The sequence below is a fragment of the Brachybacterium nesterenkovii genome, from assembly GCF_900163655.1.
GTDB classification, from domain to species: domain Bacteria; phylum Actinomycetota; class Actinomycetes; order Actinomycetales; family Dermabacteraceae; genus Brachybacterium; species Brachybacterium nesterenkovii.
The window spans coordinates 93947-111565 of record NZ_FWFG01000068.1; the positions used below are offsets into that span (position 1 = coordinate 93947).

At 72.2% G+C, this 17619-nt stretch carries 15 protein-coding genes and 1 pseudogene; 9 read left to right on the plus strand and 7 right to left on the minus strand.

Features of this window, described 5'->3' with window-relative positions; all coding sequences use genetic code 11:
* Nucleotides 1-108 precede the first annotated feature (108 nt).
* Nucleotides 109-2496, plus strand: a complete 2388-nt coding sequence (locus tag FM110_RS08095; RefSeq protein ID WP_087104253.1) for an ATP-binding cassette domain-containing protein — start codon at nt 109-111, stop codon at nt 2494-2496.
* Between the two features lie 109 nt (nt 2497-2605).
* Nucleotides 2606-3043 carry a hypothetical protein gene (locus FM110_RS08100; protein ID WP_087104254.1) on the plus strand — a complete coding sequence of 146 codons (438 nt, stop codon included), beginning with the start codon at nt 2606-2608 and terminating at the stop codon, nt 3041-3043.
* 27 nt (nt 3044-3070) lie between these two features.
* Here FM110_RS08100 and FM110_RS08105 read toward each other — a convergent pair whose 3' ends face one another.
* Together FM110_RS08105 and FM110_RS08110 are read right to left on the minus strand one after the other, a co-directional pair.
* Nucleotides 3071-3574, minus strand: a complete 504-nt coding sequence (locus FM110_RS08105; protein WP_087104255.1) for a hypothetical protein — start codon at nt 3572-3574, stop codon at nt 3071-3073.
* Between the two features lie 20 nt (nt 3575-3594).
* Nucleotides 3595-4314 carry a hypothetical protein gene (locus FM110_RS08110; protein WP_143276334.1) on the minus strand — a complete coding sequence of 240 codons (720 nt, stop codon included), beginning with the start codon at nt 4312-4314 and terminating at the stop codon, nt 3595-3597.
* A gap of 145 nt (nt 4315-4459) precedes the next feature.
* On the opposite strand from FM110_RS08110, the gene FM110_RS08115 reads away from it, so the two are divergent.
* From FM110_RS08115 to FM110_RS08125, 3 genes are all read left to right on the plus strand, one after another.
* Nucleotides 4460-5191 carry an exonuclease domain-containing protein gene (locus FM110_RS08115; RefSeq protein ID WP_087104257.1) on the plus strand — a complete coding sequence of 244 codons (732 nt, stop codon included), beginning with the start codon at nt 4460-4462 and terminating at the stop codon, nt 5189-5191.
* 80 nt (nt 5192-5271) lie between these two features.
* Complete coding sequence (locus tag FM110_RS08120) at nt 5272-6381, plus strand: GuaB3 family IMP dehydrogenase-related protein (RefSeq protein ID WP_087104258.1); 1110 nt, start codon at nt 5272-5274, stop codon at nt 6379-6381.
* A gap of 23 nt (nt 6382-6404) precedes the next feature.
* Nucleotides 6405-6968, plus strand: coding sequence for a GNAT family N-acetyltransferase (locus tag FM110_RS08125; protein ID WP_087104259.1), 564 nt, complete (start codon nt 6405-6407; stop codon nt 6966-6968).
* An 8-nt stretch (nt 6969-6976) separates the two neighbouring features.
* On the opposite strand, the gene FM110_RS08130 is transcribed toward FM110_RS08125, so the two are convergent.
* The 3 genes from FM110_RS08130 to pta form a co-directional block, all read right to left on the minus strand.
* Nucleotides 6977-7192, minus strand: coding sequence for a hypothetical protein (locus tag FM110_RS08130; protein WP_143276336.1), 216 nt, complete (start codon nt 7190-7192; stop codon nt 6977-6979).
* Nucleotides 7193-7385: 193 nt separating this feature from the next.
* Nucleotides 7386-8663, minus strand: a complete 1278-nt coding sequence (locus FM110_RS08135; RefSeq protein ID WP_087104261.1) for an acetate kinase — start codon at nt 8661-8663, stop codon at nt 7386-7388.
* A complete protein-coding gene (gene pta / locus FM110_RS08140; RefSeq protein ID WP_087104262.1) occupies nt 8660-10771 on the minus strand; it encodes a phosphate acetyltransferase in 2112 nt (703 codons plus the stop codon). Before pta ends, FM110_RS08135 begins: the two co-directional genes overlap by 4 nt.
* Nucleotides 10772-10888: 117 nt before the next feature.
* On the opposite strand from pta, the gene FM110_RS08145 reads away from it, so the two are divergent.
* The 3 genes from FM110_RS08145 (at nt 10889) to guaA (ending at nt 14040) form a co-directional block, all read left to right on the plus strand.
* A complete protein-coding gene (locus FM110_RS08145; protein WP_087104263.1) occupies nt 10889-11800 on the plus strand; it encodes an SURF1 family protein in 912 nt (303 codons plus the stop codon).
* Nucleotides 11797-12204, plus strand: a complete 408-nt coding sequence (locus tag FM110_RS08150) for a DUF3817 domain-containing protein (protein ID WP_087104264.1) — start codon at nt 11797-11799, stop codon at nt 12202-12204. The genes FM110_RS08145 and FM110_RS08150 overlap by 4 nt, the downstream gene beginning before the upstream one ends.
* 63 nt (nt 12205-12267) lie before the next feature.
* On the plus strand, nt 12268-14040 hold the full coding sequence (gene guaA / locus FM110_RS08155; RefSeq protein WP_327230618.1) for a glutamine-hydrolyzing GMP synthase: 1773 nt from the start codon (nt 12268-12270) through the stop codon (nt 14038-14040).
* A 67-nt stretch (nt 14041-14107) separates the two neighbouring features.
* Here guaA and FM110_RS08160 read toward each other — a convergent pair.
* A pseudogene (locus FM110_RS08160) lies at nt 14108-15625 on the minus strand (MDR family MFS transporter); the annotation flags it as partial.
* Nucleotides 15626-15731: 106 nt separating this feature from the next.
* Here FM110_RS08160 and FM110_RS08165 point away from each other — a divergent pair.
* Entirely contained in the window at nt 15732-16370 is a 639-nt protein-coding gene (locus tag FM110_RS08165) for a TetR/AcrR family transcriptional regulator (RefSeq protein WP_159458018.1), read from the plus strand.
* A gap of 96 nt (nt 16371-16466) precedes the next feature.
* Here FM110_RS08165 and FM110_RS08170 read toward each other — a convergent pair whose 3' ends face one another.
* The gene (locus tag FM110_RS08170) at nt 16467-17546 is read right to left on the minus strand and encodes an acyltransferase domain-containing protein (RefSeq protein ID WP_087104267.1); all 1080 of its coding nucleotides are present in this window, start codon (nt 17544-17546) and stop codon (nt 16467-16469) included.
* Nucleotides 17547-17619 lie beyond the last annotated feature (73 nt).

Here is a 17619-nt window from a genome sequence, read left to right on the forward strand (position 1 = left end):
GTCGTCCCTCCGGGGACGGCGGGCGCTCGTCGCAGCGGTGGGAGGCAGGCGGGTCGGGGCCGTCAAGCGGGCGCCGGGAATGTCGGGGGCCGGCCGTACCCTGTGGCCATGCCCGAAGCCGCCGCCCCCAGCGCACCCGCCGAGACGTCCGCGCCCGCCGCCGCGCTGCCCGATGCGCATGACGTGATCCGCGTGCGCGGAGCGCGCGTGAACAACCTCCGCTCCGTCGACGTCGACCTGCCCAAGCGCCGCCTGACCGTCGTCACCGGCGTCTCCGGCTCCGGCAAGTCCTCTCTCGTGTTCGGCACCGTCGCCGCCGAGTCCCAGCGCCTCATCAACGAGACCTACTCGACGTTCGTGCAGACGTTCATGCCGTCGGCCCCGCGCCCGGAGGTCGACGAGCTCGCGAACCTGACCACCGCGATCCTCGTGGACCAGAACCCGATGGGCGCGTCCGGACGCTCCACGGTGGGCACCGCGACTGACGCCTACACGCTGTTGCGCACCCTGTTCTCCCGCTGCTCGACCCCGTACGTCGGCTCCTCCCAGGCCTTCGCGTTCACGGTCGCCTCCGCACAGGGCGCGGGCGTCCTGCGCGCCGCGGGCGGGAAGGCGGAGAAGACGACGTTCGAGATCGTCGGCGGCATGTGCCCGCAGTGCGAGGGCACCGGACGCGCCTCGACCCTCGACATCGACGTCATGGTCGATGCCGACAAGTCCCTCAACGAGGGCGCGATCCTGCTGCCCGGCCACCCCATCGGGTCCTGGATGTGGCGCGCCTACGCCGACACCGGGCGCCTGGACCCCGACAAGAAGGTGCGCGACTACACGGCCCAGGAGCGGGCCTGGCTGATCGACCAGGAGCCCACGAAGATCAAGTTCTCCGGCATCAACTACACCTACCAGGGGCTCGCGAGCCGCATCCGCCGCTCCTACCTCGACCCGAACAACCCGCCCCAGCAGAAGCACATCCAGGAGTACGCGGCGCGCGGGGCCGCCCACGGGCAGTGCCCCGAGTGCCACGGCACCCGCCTGGCGGAGGCCGCCCGCACCGCGACCGTCGGCGGCAAGCGCATCTGGGAGCTCACGGCCATGCAGGTCACCGACCTGCTGGAGTGGGTCGAGGCGCTGGACGAGCCCGCCGCCGCACCGCTCATCGCGAACCTCGCCGCGATGCTGCGCTCGATCATCGACATCGGCCTGGGCTACCTCTCGCTCGACCGCGAGTCCGGGACCCTGTCGGGCGGCGAGGCGCAGCGCATCAAGATGATCCGCCACCTCGGCAGCCCGCTGACCGACGTCACCTACATCTTCGACGAGCCGACCGCGGGCCTGCACCCCCACGACATCACCCGCATGAACGACCTGCTCCTGCAGCTGCGGGACAAGGGCAACACCGTGCTGGTCGTCGAGCACAAGGCCGAGGTCATGGAGATCGCCGACCTGCTCGTCGACATGGGGCCCGGCGCGGGCAGCGAGGGCGGGACCGTGCTGTTCACCGGCGACCTCGCAGGCCTGCGGGAGGCGGGCACGCCCACGGCCCGCTCGCTCGAGCGCCGCGGAACCCTGCGAGAGGACGTCCGCACGCCGACGGGGGCGATCGAGGTCCGCGGCGCGAGCGCCCACAACCTCCGCGATGTCGACGTCGACATCCCCACGGGCGTCCTGACCGTTGTCACCGGCGTGGCGGGATCGGGCAAGAGCTCCCTGATCCAGGGCTCGCTCGAGGGCCGCGAGGGCGTGACCGTCGTCGACCAGGGCGCGATCTCCGGCTCCCGCCGCTCGAACCCCGCGACGTACACGGGCCTGCTCGACCCGATCCGCAGCGCCTTCGCCAAGGCCAACGGCGTCAAGCCCGCGATGTTCTCCTTCAACTCCGAGGGCGCCTGCCCCGAGTGCAAGGGCGCGGGCGTCATCTACACCGACCTCGGTCTCATGGCCGGCACCGCCATCCCCTGCGAGGTCTGCGGCGGGCGGCGCTTCCAGCCCGAGGTCCTCGAGCACACGCTCGACGGACGCACCATCGTCGACGTCCTCGAGATGTCCGTGGCCGAGGCCGCCGCCGTGTTCACGGGCGCCAAGGAGAAGAGGGTCCTGCGGCGCCTGCTCGACGTGGGGCTCGGCTACCTGCGGCTGGGCCAGCCGCTCACGACGCTCTCGGGCGGTGAGCGCCAGCGCCTCAAGCTCGCCGCGCGCATGGGCACGGGCGCGCAGACCTACGTGCTGGATGAGCCGACGACCGGCCTGCACCTGCAGGACATCGACACGCTCACCACGATGCTGCACACGCTCGTGGATGCGGGGTCGACCGTGATCGTCATCGAGCACTCGCTGGCGGTGATGACGCAGGCCGATCACCTCATCGACGTGGGTCCCGGGGCCGGGCACGAGGGGGGCCGGGTGGTGTTCGCGGGCACGCCGCGGCAGATGGTCGAGGACGAGTCGGTGGACACCCTCACCGCGCAGGCGCTGCGGGCCTGGGTCCGGGGGAGCTGAGCGCGGGGAGCTGGAGAGCCATGACCAGAGCGGCATGGGGGATACCCCCACCTGATGCGGCGGGCGATCCGCGTTCTGCGCGCGGACGGGGGTCCGTAGCGTCGAGGGCATGAGCATCCCCCTCGAGACTCCCCGCTTCGACTCCTCCGACACGATCCTGCTCTCGTCCGCGGATCCCCGCCCTGCTTCGCCGTCGGCATCGCCCGCGGCCGGTCGTCGCGCCCTGGGCCTCGCGCTCATCGCCGTGGCGGGCGCGCTGCTGGCCGTGACCGTGCTGGGCGTGTCCATCGGGCCGATGGAGGCCGAGCACGGCCGCACTCTCGCCGATACTCCCGGCTGGTACCAGGCGATCGCCGCGGGGCTCGGCGGCTCGCTGCTGCTGTGGTCGGCCCTCGGGGCGACGGGCCTCGCGCTCGGGATCCGCGCCGTCGCCCAGCACCGGGGGAGGGGAAGCGGCATCGCTGCGATCGTCGTGGCGGTGGCCGGCCCCGTCCTGGTGACCGTCGCGTTCATCGCGGCGCTGGTCGCGGGCGTCGGCGGGCTCTGAGACGCGCCCACAACCGCCTCGCCCGCTTCACTGCCCCGTGCCGGAGCGGGAGCGGCCGATGCTGCCGGAGACAAGCAGGGCGAGCGCGAGGAGACCCGACAGGATCCCGACGCCGATGCCGATCGCGGCCCCGACTTGTGCAGGCTCCTCCCGGATGTGCGCGAGGGCCAGGTCGCCTCCGGTGCACGTGATGGTCGCCCGGGCATCGGGCGACGTACTGGTGAGCTCCCCGGCGGCACCGTACCGGACGCCGTCCTTGGTGTAGCCGAATTCGAAGGATCCGGGCACCCAGGTGACGGCATCGGCAGGATCGCCGACGACCTCGCACGTCGCCATCCACTGCGGTGTCCCGGCGAAGTACACCCCGGTCGGGACGGGGGTGGGGACGCCCTGCTCGATCACGGTGATGTCGGCGGCATCGGGCTCGGTCATGCTCGTGAACTGCCCGATCCCGTATCCGAGCTTCGCGCCGACGAGGGCGAGGGGGACGGCGATGAGCAGACCGACGACCCCCAGGACGATCCGCACCATGCCTCGGCGCGGCATCGGACTCACTGCCCCTTGCCGGAGCGGACGCGGCCGATGATGCCGGAGATCAGCAGGATCAGGCCCAGGATCCCGATGAGGACCGGTATGCCCATGCCGATGAGCAGGCCGATGCCCAGGCCTCCGAGCGCGGAGTCCAGTCCCAGCTCGGCCACGGCGACCTCGCCGTTCCCGGTGCAGGTGACGGTGGCGGTCGACCCGTTGGTCGAGGTCACCTGTGCGAAAACGGTGTAGGTCTGGCCGTCCTTCTCGAAGGTGAACCCGCCGGACTGGCTGTCCGACTCGATGTCCGGCCCGCTGGCCGTGCAGGTCGCGGCAGGGTCGGTGGACCCCACGAGGGCGATGACGTCATTCGGGACCGACACGCTCTGGCCGCTGCTGATCGTCGTGATGTCCTCGGGCGGGATGTCGCTGATGTTGGCGACCATGCCGATCCCGGCTCCCAGGATGCCGCCCAGGAAGAGCCCGCCGATCGCACCGACGATGCCGCCCAGGATCGCGAGGATGCCCAGGACGATGCGCACCATGCCGCGACGCTTGACGGGTGGTGCGCCGTAGGCGCCGGGGCCGCCGTACGGGCCCGGGGCGCCGTAGCCCCCTCCCGCATATGCGCCCTGCCCCTGCGGAACGCCCTGCCCCCATGCGCCCTGCTGTCCACCGCCCTGCGGGGCCGGCTGGCCCCACGAGCCCCCGCCGCTGCGGCCGCTTCCGTACGGATCGGTCATCTCTCCCCCTCGGAGTCCCCACCGGGGTCAACGCCCGGTGGCATGGTCGTGGACGCCGCGTCCCGCGGCATCACGAACCATCATGCCAGCGGAGTTCCCCGACAGCCGTCCGTCGTTCGTCGGTGCTTCTCCGTAGGGTGGGGCCATGACCACCCCCGACGCCCCCGGCGCGCCCACCCGCTGGATCGACGGCCCCCTGCTGGGCTTCGACACCGAGACCACCGGCACCGACGTGACGCGCGATCGCATCGTCACGGCCGCGCTCGTGCTGTCCCGCGGGCCCGGTCGCGAGGCCGAGACCGTCGCGACCTGGCTGATCGACCCGGGGATCGAGATCCCCGAGGCGGCGGCCGCCGTCCACGGCATCACCACCGCGCACGCCCGCGAGCACGGCATGCAGCCCGCTGCGGCGCTTGAGGAGGTCGCCGCGATGCTCGCCGACGCGCTCGAGCGGTCGATCCCCGTCGTCGCCTTCAACGCGAGCTTCGACCTGCAGATCCTCGGGGCCGAGCTGGCCCGGCTGGGCCTGCCCACCCTCGCCGAGCGCCTGGGCCATGACATCGCCCCCGTGATCGACCCGCTCGTCCTGGACCGCGGACTCGACCGCTTCCGCAAGGGCAAGCGCACGCTCACCGACCTGTGCGGCGTGTACGACGTGACGCAGGACGGCCGCATGCACACCGCCGACGTGGACGTCTCGGCCACCCTCGACGTGCTGCGGGGGATCGTCGCGCGCCACCGCGAGCTGGGGGAGGCGCCGCTCGCGGAGGTGCACCAGCGCCAGATCGGCCTGCACCGCGACTGGGCGGAGAACTTCAACGACTTCCTGCGCCGCAAGGGGAAGAACCCGGACGTCTCCACCGTCTGGCCGCTCTGACGGGCCAGGGCGCGCGCTTCGGGCCGGGACCCGCGCTTCGGGGCGGGGCGCGCCCTCTCGTCGGTAGACTCGCCTGCGTGATGAGCGAGATCGAGATCGGACGCAACAAGCGTGGCCGCCGCGGCTACTCCCTGGACGACGTGGCGGTGGTGCCCTCGCGGCGCACCCGCGACCCCGAGGACGTCTCGACGGCCTGGCAGGTCGACGCCTACCACTTCGACATCCCGATCTGCGCGGCCCCCATGGACTCGCTCATGTCGCCCGAGACCGCGATCGCGCTGGGCCGCTACGGTGGGCTCGGCGTCCTCGACCTCGAGGGCGTGTGGACCCGCTACGAGGATCCCGAGCCCCAGCTCGCCCGCATCGCCGACGCCTCCGACACGGATGTCGTCGACGTGCTGCGCGACGTCTACAGCGCCCCCATCCAGCCCGAGCTCATCACCGCGCGCATCCGCCAGCTGCGTGAGGCCGGCGTCACCGCCGCCGCCTCCCTATCGCCCCAGCGCACGCAGGAGTTCTGGAAGACCGTCGTCGACGCGGGCGTGGACCTGTTCTTCATCCGCGGCACCACGGTCTCGGCCGAGCACGTCTCCGGCAACCGCGAGCCGCTGAACCTCAAGCGCTTCATCTACGAGCTCGACGTCCCCGTCATCGTCGGCGGCTGCGCCACCTACACCGCCGCCCTGCACCTCATGCGCACGGGCGCGGCGGGCGTGCTCGTCGGCTTCGGCGGCGGTGCCTCCTACACCACGCGCGAGACCCTCGGCATCTCCGTGCCGCTGGCGACCTCGATCGCCGACGTCGCCGCCGCCCGCCGCGACTACATGGACGAGTCCGGCGGCCGCTACGTGCACGTCATCGCCGACGGCGGCCTGGGCCGCAGCGGCGACCTCGTCAAGGCCATCGCCTGCGGGGCCGACGGCCTCATGGTCGGCGCGGCCCTCGCCCGCGCCACCGACGCGCCCGGGCGCGGCTACCACTGGGGCTCCGAGGCCCACCACCCGACGCTCCCGCGCGGACATCGCGTCGAGGTCGGCGCCGTGGCCCCGCTCGAGCAGATCCTCTTCGGCCCCGGCATCTCCGCCGACGGCACCACCAACCTCATCGGCGCCCTGCGCCACGCGATGGCCACCACCGGCTACACGGAGCTCAAGGAGTTCCAGCGCGTCGAGGTCGTCTCCACGTTCTGAGCGCCGTCCCGAGCACCCGACAGATGCACCACGACACCGTCCTGCAGCGCGGGGCCATCCGCCTGCGCCCGCTGGTGCCCGAGGACGCCCCGGCCCTGCGCGCGATCGTCGACGAGGAGTCCTGGGCGGGGATGAGCTCCCCGCTGCCGGACACCGACGAGGCCATGCACGCCCACCTCGCCGAGCTGATCGAGCATCCCGCCCTGCTGGCCTTCGCCGTCGAGCGCGACGGGCGCCTCGTCGGCCGCACCACGCTGTACGACCTCGTGCCCTCCCTCAAGGTCGAGATCGGCAACACCATCTACGCCCGCGACCAGTGGGGCAGCGACCTCAACCCGACGTGCAAGCTCCTGCTGCTCGGCCACGCGTTCGAGGACCTCGACGTCGGCCGCGTCGCCCTGCGCTGCGACGCCCGCAACGCGCGCTCGCACCGGGCGATCCTCCGCCTCGGGGCGACGTTCGAGGGAACGCTGCGCCGCTTCCGACCCGCCGCCGACGGCACGATCGCTGACGTCGACTACTTCTCGATCCTCGCCGACGAGTGGCCCGCGGTGCGTGCAGGCCTCGCCCAGCGCCTGTCCGCCTGAGGCGCTCCTCAGCGCCCGCGGCCGCTGCGCACGCGCCCGATGATCCCGGAGATCAGCAGGAGCACGAGCAGCACGAGGATCGAGCCCAGGAGCCCGAGGATCCCCAGGACGATGCGGATCATCCCGCGCCGCGGGGGCGGGGGAGCGTACCCGTATCCGTAGACGCCCTGCGGAGAGCCGGGCTGCGGGTAGCCGGAAAACTGCGGCGGCGGTGCGTACGACATCGTGGTGATCCCCTTGGACACAGTGCCGGCGGCCGTCGGCACCCCCGCGGCGTGTCCGATCGCCCCGGGCCCCTCGTACCGGTCGGCGCTTCCAGCCTAGACGCGGACGACCCGGCCGCCCAAGGGCGACCGGGTCGTCTCGTCCTGCTGCGGTCAGCGACCGCCCCGGCGCGGTAGCCGGGGGACAGCCGCGTCAGGCCTGATGCGAGGCCTGGCCGAGCGCGAAAGCCTGCTGAGCGATCGCGAGCTCCTCGTTGGTGGGGTACACGACGACGGTGACGGCGGAGTCGTCGGCCGAGATGATCTTCGGCTCCTTGGAGCGGCCCGCGTTCTTGGCCGGGTCGAGCTTGATGCCGAAGCCCTCGAGGCCCTCGAGCACCTTGGCGCGCGCGAAGTCCGCGTTCTCCCCGATGCCCGCGGTGAAGGTGATGACGTCGACGCCGCCGAGGACGAAGGCGTAGGAGCCGACGTACTTGCGCACGCGGTGGGCCCAGACCTCGAGCGCGATGCGGACCTCCTCGTCGCCGGCCTCGACGGCCGCCTGGATGTCGCGGAAGTCGCTCATCCCGCACAGGCCCTGCATGCCGGACTGCTTGTTGAGCAGGGTGTCGATCTGATCGATGTCCATGCCCGCGCTGCGGGAGAGATGGGCGTACACCGACGGGTCGATGTCCCCGGTGCGGGTGCCCATGACCAGGCCCTCGAGCGGGGTGAGGCCCATCGAGGTGTCCACCGGCACCCCGCCGCGCACCGCCGAGGCAGAGGCGCCGTTGCCGAGGTGCAGCACGATCTGGCGCAGCCCGGAGGTGTCCTTCCCCTGGGCCGCGAAGCGGGCGGTGACCCGCTCGGAGACGTAGCGGTGGCTCGTGCCGTGGGCGCCGTAGCGACGGATCCGGTACTCGTCGGCGACCTGCTTGTTCAGCGCGTACGTGTACGCCGCCGGGGGCAGCTGCGTGAAGAAGGCGGTGTCGAAGACCGCCACGTGCGGGATGCCCGGGAACAGCCGCCGCGCGGCGTCGATCCCGTCGACCGCGGCGGGGTTGTGCAGCGGGGCGAGTGATCCGAGGTCCGCGATCTGGTCCCGCACCCAGGAGTCGATGAGGGTGGGGGAGGAGAAGCGGGCGCCACCCTGGACGACCCGGTGCCCGACGGCGACCACATTCGCCTCCTCGAGGGAGAGCCCGGCCTCCTCGAACAGCTGCATGACCACCTGCATGCCGACCACATGGTCGGGCACCTCGCCCTGGAACGGCTGGGTGACCGAGCCGGTCTCGAGCCGGGCGCTGCCGTAGTCCTGGCCGATCCGCTCGACGATGCCGGAGGCGAAGACCTCCTCCGCGACGGGATCCAGCAGCTGGAACTTCAGCGAGGAGGAGCCCGAGTTCAGCACCAGGACGGTCGCGGCGGCGGGGACGCGGGGGGCGCTCTCCGCGCTGTCGGAGGAGGTGCTGGCGGGCGGGGTGGGGCTCATGCCTGGTCCTTCTGCTCGGTGGGGGCGGCCGCGGACTCCGCATCGGCCGCCTGGGCCTGGATCGCGGTGATCACCACGGTGTTGATGATGTCGTCGACCAGGGCACCGCGGGACAGGTCGTTGACGGGCTTGTTCAGGCCCTGCAGGACCGGGCCGATGGCGACGGCGCCGGCCGAGCGCTGCACGGCCTTGTAGGTGTTGTTGCCGGTGTTGAGGTCCGGGAACACGAACACGGTGGCGCGGCCGGCGACGGCCGAGTCGGGCAGCTTGGTCTTGGCCACGGAGGCGTCGATGGCCGCGTCGTACTGGATGGGGCCCTCGACCGACAGCTCCGGGTGCTCGCTGCGCACGAGCTCGGTCGCGGCGCGCACCTTGTCGACGTCCGCGCCGGTGCCCGAGTCGCCCGTGGAGTACGACAGCATCGCCACGCGCGGGTCCACGCCGAACTGGGCGGCGGTCGCCGCGGACTGGGCCGCGATGTCGGCGAGCTGCTCGGACGTCGGATCCGGGTTCACGGCGCAGTCGCCGTAGACCAGCACGCGGTCCTCGAGGCACATGAGGAACACCGAGGAAACGATCTTGGCGCCCGGCTTGGTCTTGATGATCTCGAAGCTCGGGCGGATCGTGTGGGCGGTCGAGTGGACGGCGCCGGAGACCATGCCGTCGGCCTCGCCCATCTGGACCATCATCGTGCCGAAGTACGAGACGTCCTGGACCTTCTCGCGGGCCTGCTCGAGCGTGACGCCCTTCTTGGCGCGCAGGCGCGCGTACTCCTCGGCGTACTTCTCGACGAGCTCGGGGTCCTGCGGGGAGACGATGCGCGCCTCGGTGATGTCGTGGCCCAGCTGGGAGGCGCGGGCGCGGATCGCGGTCTCGTCGCCCAGCAGGATCAGATCGGCGACGCCGCGGGCCAGGAGCACCTCGGCGGCGGCGATGATGCGCGGCTCGTCGCCCTCGGGCAGGACGATCCGCTTCTTGGCGCCGCGGGCGCGGGCCAGCAGCTCGAACTCGAACATCATCGGCGTCACGACGTCGGAGCGCGCCACGTCGATGGTCGACAGCAGGTCCTCCATCGGCAGGTTCTCGGCGACCGCGCGGCGCGCGGCGTCGATCTTCTGCGGGGAGTCGGCGGTGAGACGGCCGGTGGCGGTGCCCACGGCCTGGGCGGCGTCGAACGTCGACTGCTCGGTCACGATGACGGGCAGGTCCTGCTGCACGCCCGCCAGGAGGCTGTTGACGGACTCCGGGGGCTCGTAGCCGCCGGTCAGGATGATCGACGCGAGCGTCGGGAAGGTGCCGGACTGCTGGGCCAGGTACAGGGCGGGCAGCAGGTCGTAGCGGTCGCCGGGGGCGATCACGGTGGCGCCCTCGTCGATGCGGGACAGCACGTTGGGCAGCGTCATGGCGGCCACGACGTTGCCGAGCGAGACGCGGCCCAGCCAGTCGGGGCTGCCCTGGACCTGGCGGCCCTGGACGGCGGCCATGAGGTCGGCGACGGTCGGGGCCTGGATCACCGGGTTCTCGGGGATCACGGAGACGGGGGTGAGGTCGCCGAGGCGCTCGGAGACCGCGCTGCGGACGCCCTCGACGGACTCGCCGTCGTAGCGGTTGACGACGATCGCGATCGGCGTGGCGTGGTGGGCCTCGAACTCGGAGCGCGAGACCGAGGCGACGGTCGCGACCTGGTCGGGCGTGCGGCCCAGGCCGGAGACGACGAGCACGACGGGGGCGCCGAGGTTCGCGGCGACCTCCGCGTTGAAGGCGAGCTCGGCGGGGTTGGAGACGTCGACGTAGTCTGAGCCGAGGATCACCAGGACGCTGTAGCGCTCCTGGAGCTCCTGGTAGCGGCGCAGGATCTCGGCATGCGCGGCCTCGGGGTCGCGGTGCATGACGGAGTACTCGACGCCCATGGCGTCGTCGTAGGCCTGGTCGACGGCCGGATGCGAGACGAGGAGCTCGACCGCGTTGTCGCGCGGCTCCGGCTTGAAGACCGGGCGGAAGACTCCGACCCGGTCCGATCGGGCTGCGAGGGCTTCGAGGATGCCGAGAGCCACGGTGGACTTCCCGGTCCTCCCTTCAGGAGAGGCGATATATACGCTGGGAGACACGCCCTCCACTGTAGGCCGGTGTACTCGCTGCGTCAGTACGGAGGTCCCGTGATCTCCGCACGCCGGGACCAAGGTCCTGCCCTGCTCGTCCCGAGGCGGGCCCCGTACGATGCGGTCATGCTGCGCGTCGCCCTCCGTCCCCGCTTCCTGGGGCTGCTCGCGCTGATGATCGCCGCGACGCTCGTCTGCGGCCTCCTGGCGACCTGGCAGTGGGACCGCGCGCACCGCGCGATCACCGCCGACCCCGCCGAGAAGCCCCCGGTCGCGCTGGGGGAGGTGCTCGCGGTCGACGAGCCCGTCACGAACGAGGACGCCGGGCGTCCGGTGACCGCCGTCGGCGTCTTCGAGCCGTCCGAGCAGGTCCTCGTCCCGGGCCGCCGGATCGAGGATCGCGACGCCGTGATCATCGTCACCGCGCTCCATGTCACGTCCGCGGACGGCACGGCCGCGCGCCTGCCCGTCGCCCGCGGCTGGATGCCCGCCGAGGAGCTGACGGGCGCCGACGGCGCGCTCGACGCCTCGCGCGTCCCGGCACCGCCGCCCGGCGAGGTCGAGGTCGCCGGGCGCCTCGAGGCCAGCGAGCAGGCGCAGTCCGGGATCGCCGCCGACGGCACGGCCGCCGAGATCTCCACGGCTCTGCTGGTCAACGCGTGGGGCTCCCCGATGTACTCCGGCTACGTGGCCCAGACCGAGACGAGCGACGGCCTGGAGCCCATGCCCGCGGCCGAGTCGGACTTCTCCCGCGGCCTGAACCTGCAGAACCTCGGCTACGCGGCCCAGTGGATCGTCTTCGGCCTGTTCTTCCTGTACCTGTGGTGGCGCTCGGTGCGCACCCGCTTCCTCGACGAGGAGGCCGACCGCGCCGACGTGCTCGCGGCGCGCCTGGGCGCCGCGGAGGTGCACACTGGGGGATCGACGCCCGCCGCGACGGCCCCGGCCGCCGCGGTGCCCGACGACGTCACGCCCGGCACCACCGACACGAACGATGCATCAGCGCCCCGCGGCGCGGAGGAGGACGGCCCGAGATGAGCACCAGGCCGCTCGATGAGGTCCAGGCCCGCACGAGCTTCGCGCGCTTCCGCGTCGCGTCGATCGTCGAGGGCATCGCGCTGCTGATCCTCGTGGTGATCATGATCCTGCGCTACCTGGTGTTCCCCGACGGGCCGGGCCACGAGACCTGGAGCACCGTCTCCGAGCGCTGGTCGCCGATCCACGGGCTCATCTACATGATCTACGTGGTCCTCGGCTTCGACCTGTGGACCAAGATGCGCTGGAAGCTGCCCCGCATGCTCCTGCTCATGCTCTTCGGCGTGGTCCCCGTGCTCTCCTTCTTCGGCGAGCGCTGGACCCACGGCCAGGTCGAGCGCGATCTCGCCTCCCGCCCCACCCTCCAGGACGAGGAGCGCGGCGAGCGGGAGCACCCGCACGCGTGACCGGTGCCGAGGGCGCCCGCGCCCCGTGGGCGGGCGCGGCGTGCGCCCCGTAGACTCCCGGTCGTGACCGACACCGACCAGCGTCCCGTCCTCGTCGTCGACTTCGGCGCGCAGTACGCGCAGCTCATCGCGCGCCGCGTCCGCGAGGCCGACGTCTACTCCGAGATCGTCCCCCATTCGATGCCCGCCGCGGACATGCTCGCCAAGCGGCCCCGGGCGATCATCCTGTCCGGCGGCCCCTCCTCCGTGTACGCCGATGGCGCCCCGCGCCTGGACCCGGCGATCCTGAGCGCGGGCGTGCCCGTGCTGGGCCTGTGCTACGGCTTCCAGGCCATGGCCGCGGCCCTCGACGGGACCGTCGCCCCGACGGGCGTGCGCGAGTACGGCGCCACGCGCCTGGAGTCCGTGGACGCGTCCTCGACGCTGCTGGCCGGCCAGGACCTCGAGCAGAACGTGTGGATGAGCCACGGGGACTCCGTGACCGCCGCGCCCGCCGGCTTCGACGTCGTCGCCACCAGCCAGGGCAGCCCCGTCGCCGCCTTCGAGGACCGCGAGCGGCGCCTGTTCGGCGTCCAGTGGCACCCCGAGGTGGGCCACTCCGATCGCGGCCAGGAGGTGCTCGAGAACTTCCTGCACCGCGGGGCCGGTCTCGAGCGCACGTGGACCACGGGCTCGGTGATCGAGGAGCAGGTCGAGCGCGTGCGCGCCCAGATCGGCGAGGGCAGCGCGATCTGCGCCCTCTCCGGCGGCGTCGACTCCGCCGTCGCGGCCGCCCTCGTGCAGCGCGCCATCGGCGACCGCCTCACCTGCGTGTACGTGAACCACGGCCTCATGCGCGAGAACGAGAGCGCCGAGATCGAGAAGGCCTTCGGGGAGTCCACGGGCGGTGCCAAGCTCATCGTCGTCGACGCCGAGAAGCAGTTCCTGGACGCGCTGGCGGGGGTCACCGACCCCGAGACCAAGCGCAAGATCATCGGCACGGAGTTCATCCGCGTGTTCGAGCAGGCCCAGGCCGACATCCTGCGCGAGCAGGGCGTCATCGAGGGCGAGGGCTCCGACGCCCACGCCGAGGCCAAGGCGTTCCTCGTGCAGGGGACCCTGTACCCCGATGTCGTCGAGTCCGGCGGCGGCGAGGGTGCGGCCAACATCAAGAGCCACCACAACGTGGGCGGGCTCCCCGAGGACCTCTCGTTCGAGCTGGTCGAGCCGCTGCGCACCCTGTTCAAGGACGAGGTCCGCGCCGTCGGCTCCGAGCTGGGGCTGCCCGACGAGATCGTCTGGCGCCAGCCGTTCCCCGGCCCGGGCCTGGGGATCCGCATCATCGGCGAGGTCACGAAGGAGCGCCTGGACATCCTGCGCCGGGCCGACGCGATCGCCCGCGCCGAGCTCACCGCCGCCGGGCTCGACCGCGACATCTGGCAGTGCCCCGTCGTGCTCCTGGCCGACGTCCGCTCCGTGGGCGTCCAGGGGGACGGCCGCACCTACGGCCACCCTGTGGTGCTGCGCCCCGTGACGAGCGGCGACGCGATGACCGCCGACTGGGCCAAGGTGCCCTACGACGTGCTGAGCCGCATCTCGACCCGCATCACCAACGAGGTCTCCGAGATCAACCGCGTGACCCTCGACATCACCTCGAAGCCCCCGTCTATCGGAACGTCGCACGCATGGCGGGCTGCCGGGAGTGTCAGCGCCGTGGCGCGGCGAGGGCGGTGTCCTCCGCCTCCGCGCGATCCTCCGTGCCCGTCGTCTCCCCGTCGCCCGCGATCACGGGCAGCGAGCCCGTCGAGGTGGCCGGCTCGCGGCGCTCGAGGGTGGAGCGCAGCGGCATCTGCTTGATGAGCAGGGACAGCAGCAGCGCGGCGACGACGAACGGCACGGCGGTCACGAACACCGAGTGCATCGCGTCGCCCATGCCCATACGGATCGCCTCGGCGACCGGGGCGGGCAGCTTCTCGAGCTGGCTGGGGTCCAGGACGCTGGACTCGAGCGAGCCGCCGGCGGCGCCGCCCTGCTGGGCCATGGCCTGCAGCAGAGCCGGGTCGAGGGCCTTCATCCGGGCCGCGATGTCATCGCTCATGTGCGCGGTCATCACGGTGCCCAGCACGGCGATGCCCACCGTCGAGCCGACGTTGCGGAAGAACTGCACGGCGGCGGTCGCGATGCCCAGCTCGGACTGCGCGACGGCGTTCTGCACCACCAGGGTGTAGACCTGCATCGACAGGCCCAGACCGGTGCCGATCACGATCATGGCGAGCGTGAGGTGCCACGGGCTGTCGCCGTAGGAGACGCGCGTGAGCAGCCAGTACCCGGCGACGAGGACCACCAGGCCCAGCAGCAGGATCTCCTTGTAGCGGCCGATGCGGCTGATGACCAGGCCCGCGATGATCGACAGGACGATCATCGACAGCGACTGGGGGATGAGGATCGCGCCGGAGTTCGTGGCGTCCACGCCCATGACGCCCTGCGCGTACACCGGGATGTAGATGATCGCGCCGAACATGGCGACGGCCACCGCGAAGGACGCGAGGATCGACAGGCCGATCACGGGGCGCACGAGCAGGCCGATGGGCAGCAGCGGGTCCTCGGCGCGCAGCTCGACGACGACGAACAGGGCCAGCAGCACCGCGGCGGCGGCGAACATGCCGATGATCGTCGAGGAGCCCCACGCGTAGGTGGTGCCGCCCCAGGAGGTCGCGAGCAGCGCCAGCACGAGCCCCGGGGTGAGCGTGGCCATGCCCAGCCAGTCGATCTTCACGGCGCGGTCGGTGTGCGGCAGGTGGAGGAAGCGCAGGATCACGGCGAAGGCGACGACGCCGATCGGCAGCGTCAGGTAGAACAGCCAGCGCCAGCCGAAGTGGTCGGTGACGATGCCGCCGAGCAGCGGCCCGGCGATCGAGGTGACGCCGAAGACGGCGCCCATGATCCCCTGGTACTTGCCGCGCTGTCGCGGCGGGATGATGTCGCCGATGATCGTCTGGGACAGCGGCATCAGGGTGCCCATGCCCAGGCCCTGCACGGCGCGGGCGAAGACGAGGAACCAGAAGTTCGTGGCCATGCCCGCGAGGATCGAGCCGAGCATGAACACGGCCAGGCCTGCGAGGTAGAAGAAGCGGCGGCCGAAGATGTCGGACAGCTTGCCGACGATCGGCACGGCCACGGCGGACACCAGCATCGCGGCGGTGGCGATCCACGAGTAGTGGTCCATCCCGCCGAGCTCGGCGACGATGCGCGGCATCGCGGGGCCGACGATGGTCTGGGACAGCGAGGCGACGAACATGCCGAGCATGAGGCCGATGAAGACCTGGCGGCCCGCGCGGTCGAGTCCGGTGAACTCGACGTGCTCGGTGGGGGCGGGGGTGGTCACGGAAGCGGCTCCTGAGGGTCGTGGGGTCCGGTGGGCTCGTCGCGGGAGCTGGCGCATGGCGGCGCGCCGGCGAGCTCCGGTCGTCGTCGATCCTACGTTTCCTGCAGTCACTGCACCATTGCAGAGAGTGCAGAAATCCTGTGATGGTCGATACGATGCCGTCGTGACCCCCGAGGCAGACGAGAATCCCGAGCCCGCGGCTGCCCCCGAGCCGTGCGGACTGCGCGAGACGAAGAAGCGGCGCACCCGCGAGGCGATGCACCGCGCCGCGGTCGACCTCGTGGCCGAGCACGGCTCGACCCGGGTGACCGCGGAGATGATCGCCGAGCGCGCGGGCGTCTCCCCGCGCACGTTCTTCAATTACTGGGCGTCCAAGGACGAGGCCGTGCTGGGGCTCTCCCACGAGCGTGACGCGCGCGCCGTGGAGCTCCTGGACCAGCGCCCGGCGGGGGAGGATCCCGTCGCCTCGCTCCGGGCCGTCATGCTGCAGATGACGGCGGCGATCCCCGACGACCCCGACCTGCGGGCCGCCAAGAGGGCCGTGATCGAGCGCGAGCCGCACCTCAAGCAGCTCTCCGGCAGGGCGATGGCGGCCTTGCACGCGGATCTCACCCGCACCCTGGTGGGCCGTCTCGAGGCCCAGGGGGAGGAGGGTGCCGAGTTCCGGGCGCAGGTGCTCGTGCAGCTCGCGGTCGCCGCCGCCCGCAGCGCCTTCGCGCTCTCGATGGCCAGCGGTCGGCCGGTCGCCGCGGAGCTGGAGCGGGTGTACGCCGCCGTCGATGCGGGAGCCGTCGGGGTCTGAGACCGGTCGGGACGGGACGGTCGCTGGGGTCGGATGGACGCGGACGCCTGACGGCCCGCAGCCTCGGGGCCGCCCGCTCGGACGTCTCCGGGGACGTCACCGCTCGAGGCGGCCCAGCGCCCCGCGCCAGGGGCGGTGCGTCCGCAGGTGCTCCACCACTGCGGTCTCGAGCGAGGTCCGGGTGGGGAGATCCTGCCAGGCGACCGGGGGCCGGCGGCGGAAGACGAAGTAGACGGCCTCCTCGGTCGCGTCGTACACCTCCTCCTCCGACCACAGCGAGGCGAACGCCGCCAGATTGGACTCCGGAGCGGTCGCCTCCCGGATCGAGGGGCCGAGCAGCCACGATCGGCAGCGGAAGCGGTGGCCGAAGCCGTCGCCGAGGTCGCCGAAGGTCCGCCCGAGCAGCTCGACGGCAGCACGGAGAGACGCCTCGACCTCGGCGAGCACCAAGGGGCCGATCTCCGGGATGTGGATGCCCGCTGTCCAGCCCGGTGCAGGAAGGGACTCATCGCGCATGATCTCCACGTGCAGGCGACCGACGGCCAGGATCGCGCCGGCCCAGATCCGGGACGTGTAGGTCGGGGTGTGCAGCCCGAGCCCGCCGGTCACCTCGCGGTGGACCCGCATCTGCTGGCCGAGGTCTGCGAGCGAGCGCCGGGTGATCCTCGGATCGATCCCTCGAGCGTCGTGGAAGGCTCGCACGGTATCGGTCGAGACGAGGTGGGCGAGGATCGCGACGAGCCCCTGCCCGGGCACGACGGCCTGCTGCAGGGCATCATCGTGCTCGCGACGAGGACGGAGGTCAGGCGGCTCGGCCCCGGGCCCGGCGGCGGCGCGCAGAAGAGCGACCACCTCGGTGACGGCCTCGAGGAGGGCAGGGTCGCCGACGGCCCGCGGGATCGCCCCGAGCAGCTCGGAGCGGTCCGACTCGCTCACTCCCAGGAGGTCGAGCGTCGCCAGGAGCGAGGGCGCGATGAGCATGTCGCGGATCGCCTCGGCGGGCAGCTCGGCGGCCGCGCGGACCAGTCGGACCGGATCGCCCTCGAGCAGCAGATGATCGTCCAGGGGGACGTGCGGTGCGGGGCATCCGGTCGGGAGGGGGCCCGGACTCGGGGCAGCGGGCGATCCGACCGCGCATGGATCGGGGTGGAGGGGCGGCGGAGGTGGACCCGGCATGTCCCTCAGTGTTGCGCATGTCCCTGCTCGAGGCCCGCGCACGCGGCGCCTCGGCCCCCGCGGTACTGTCGGT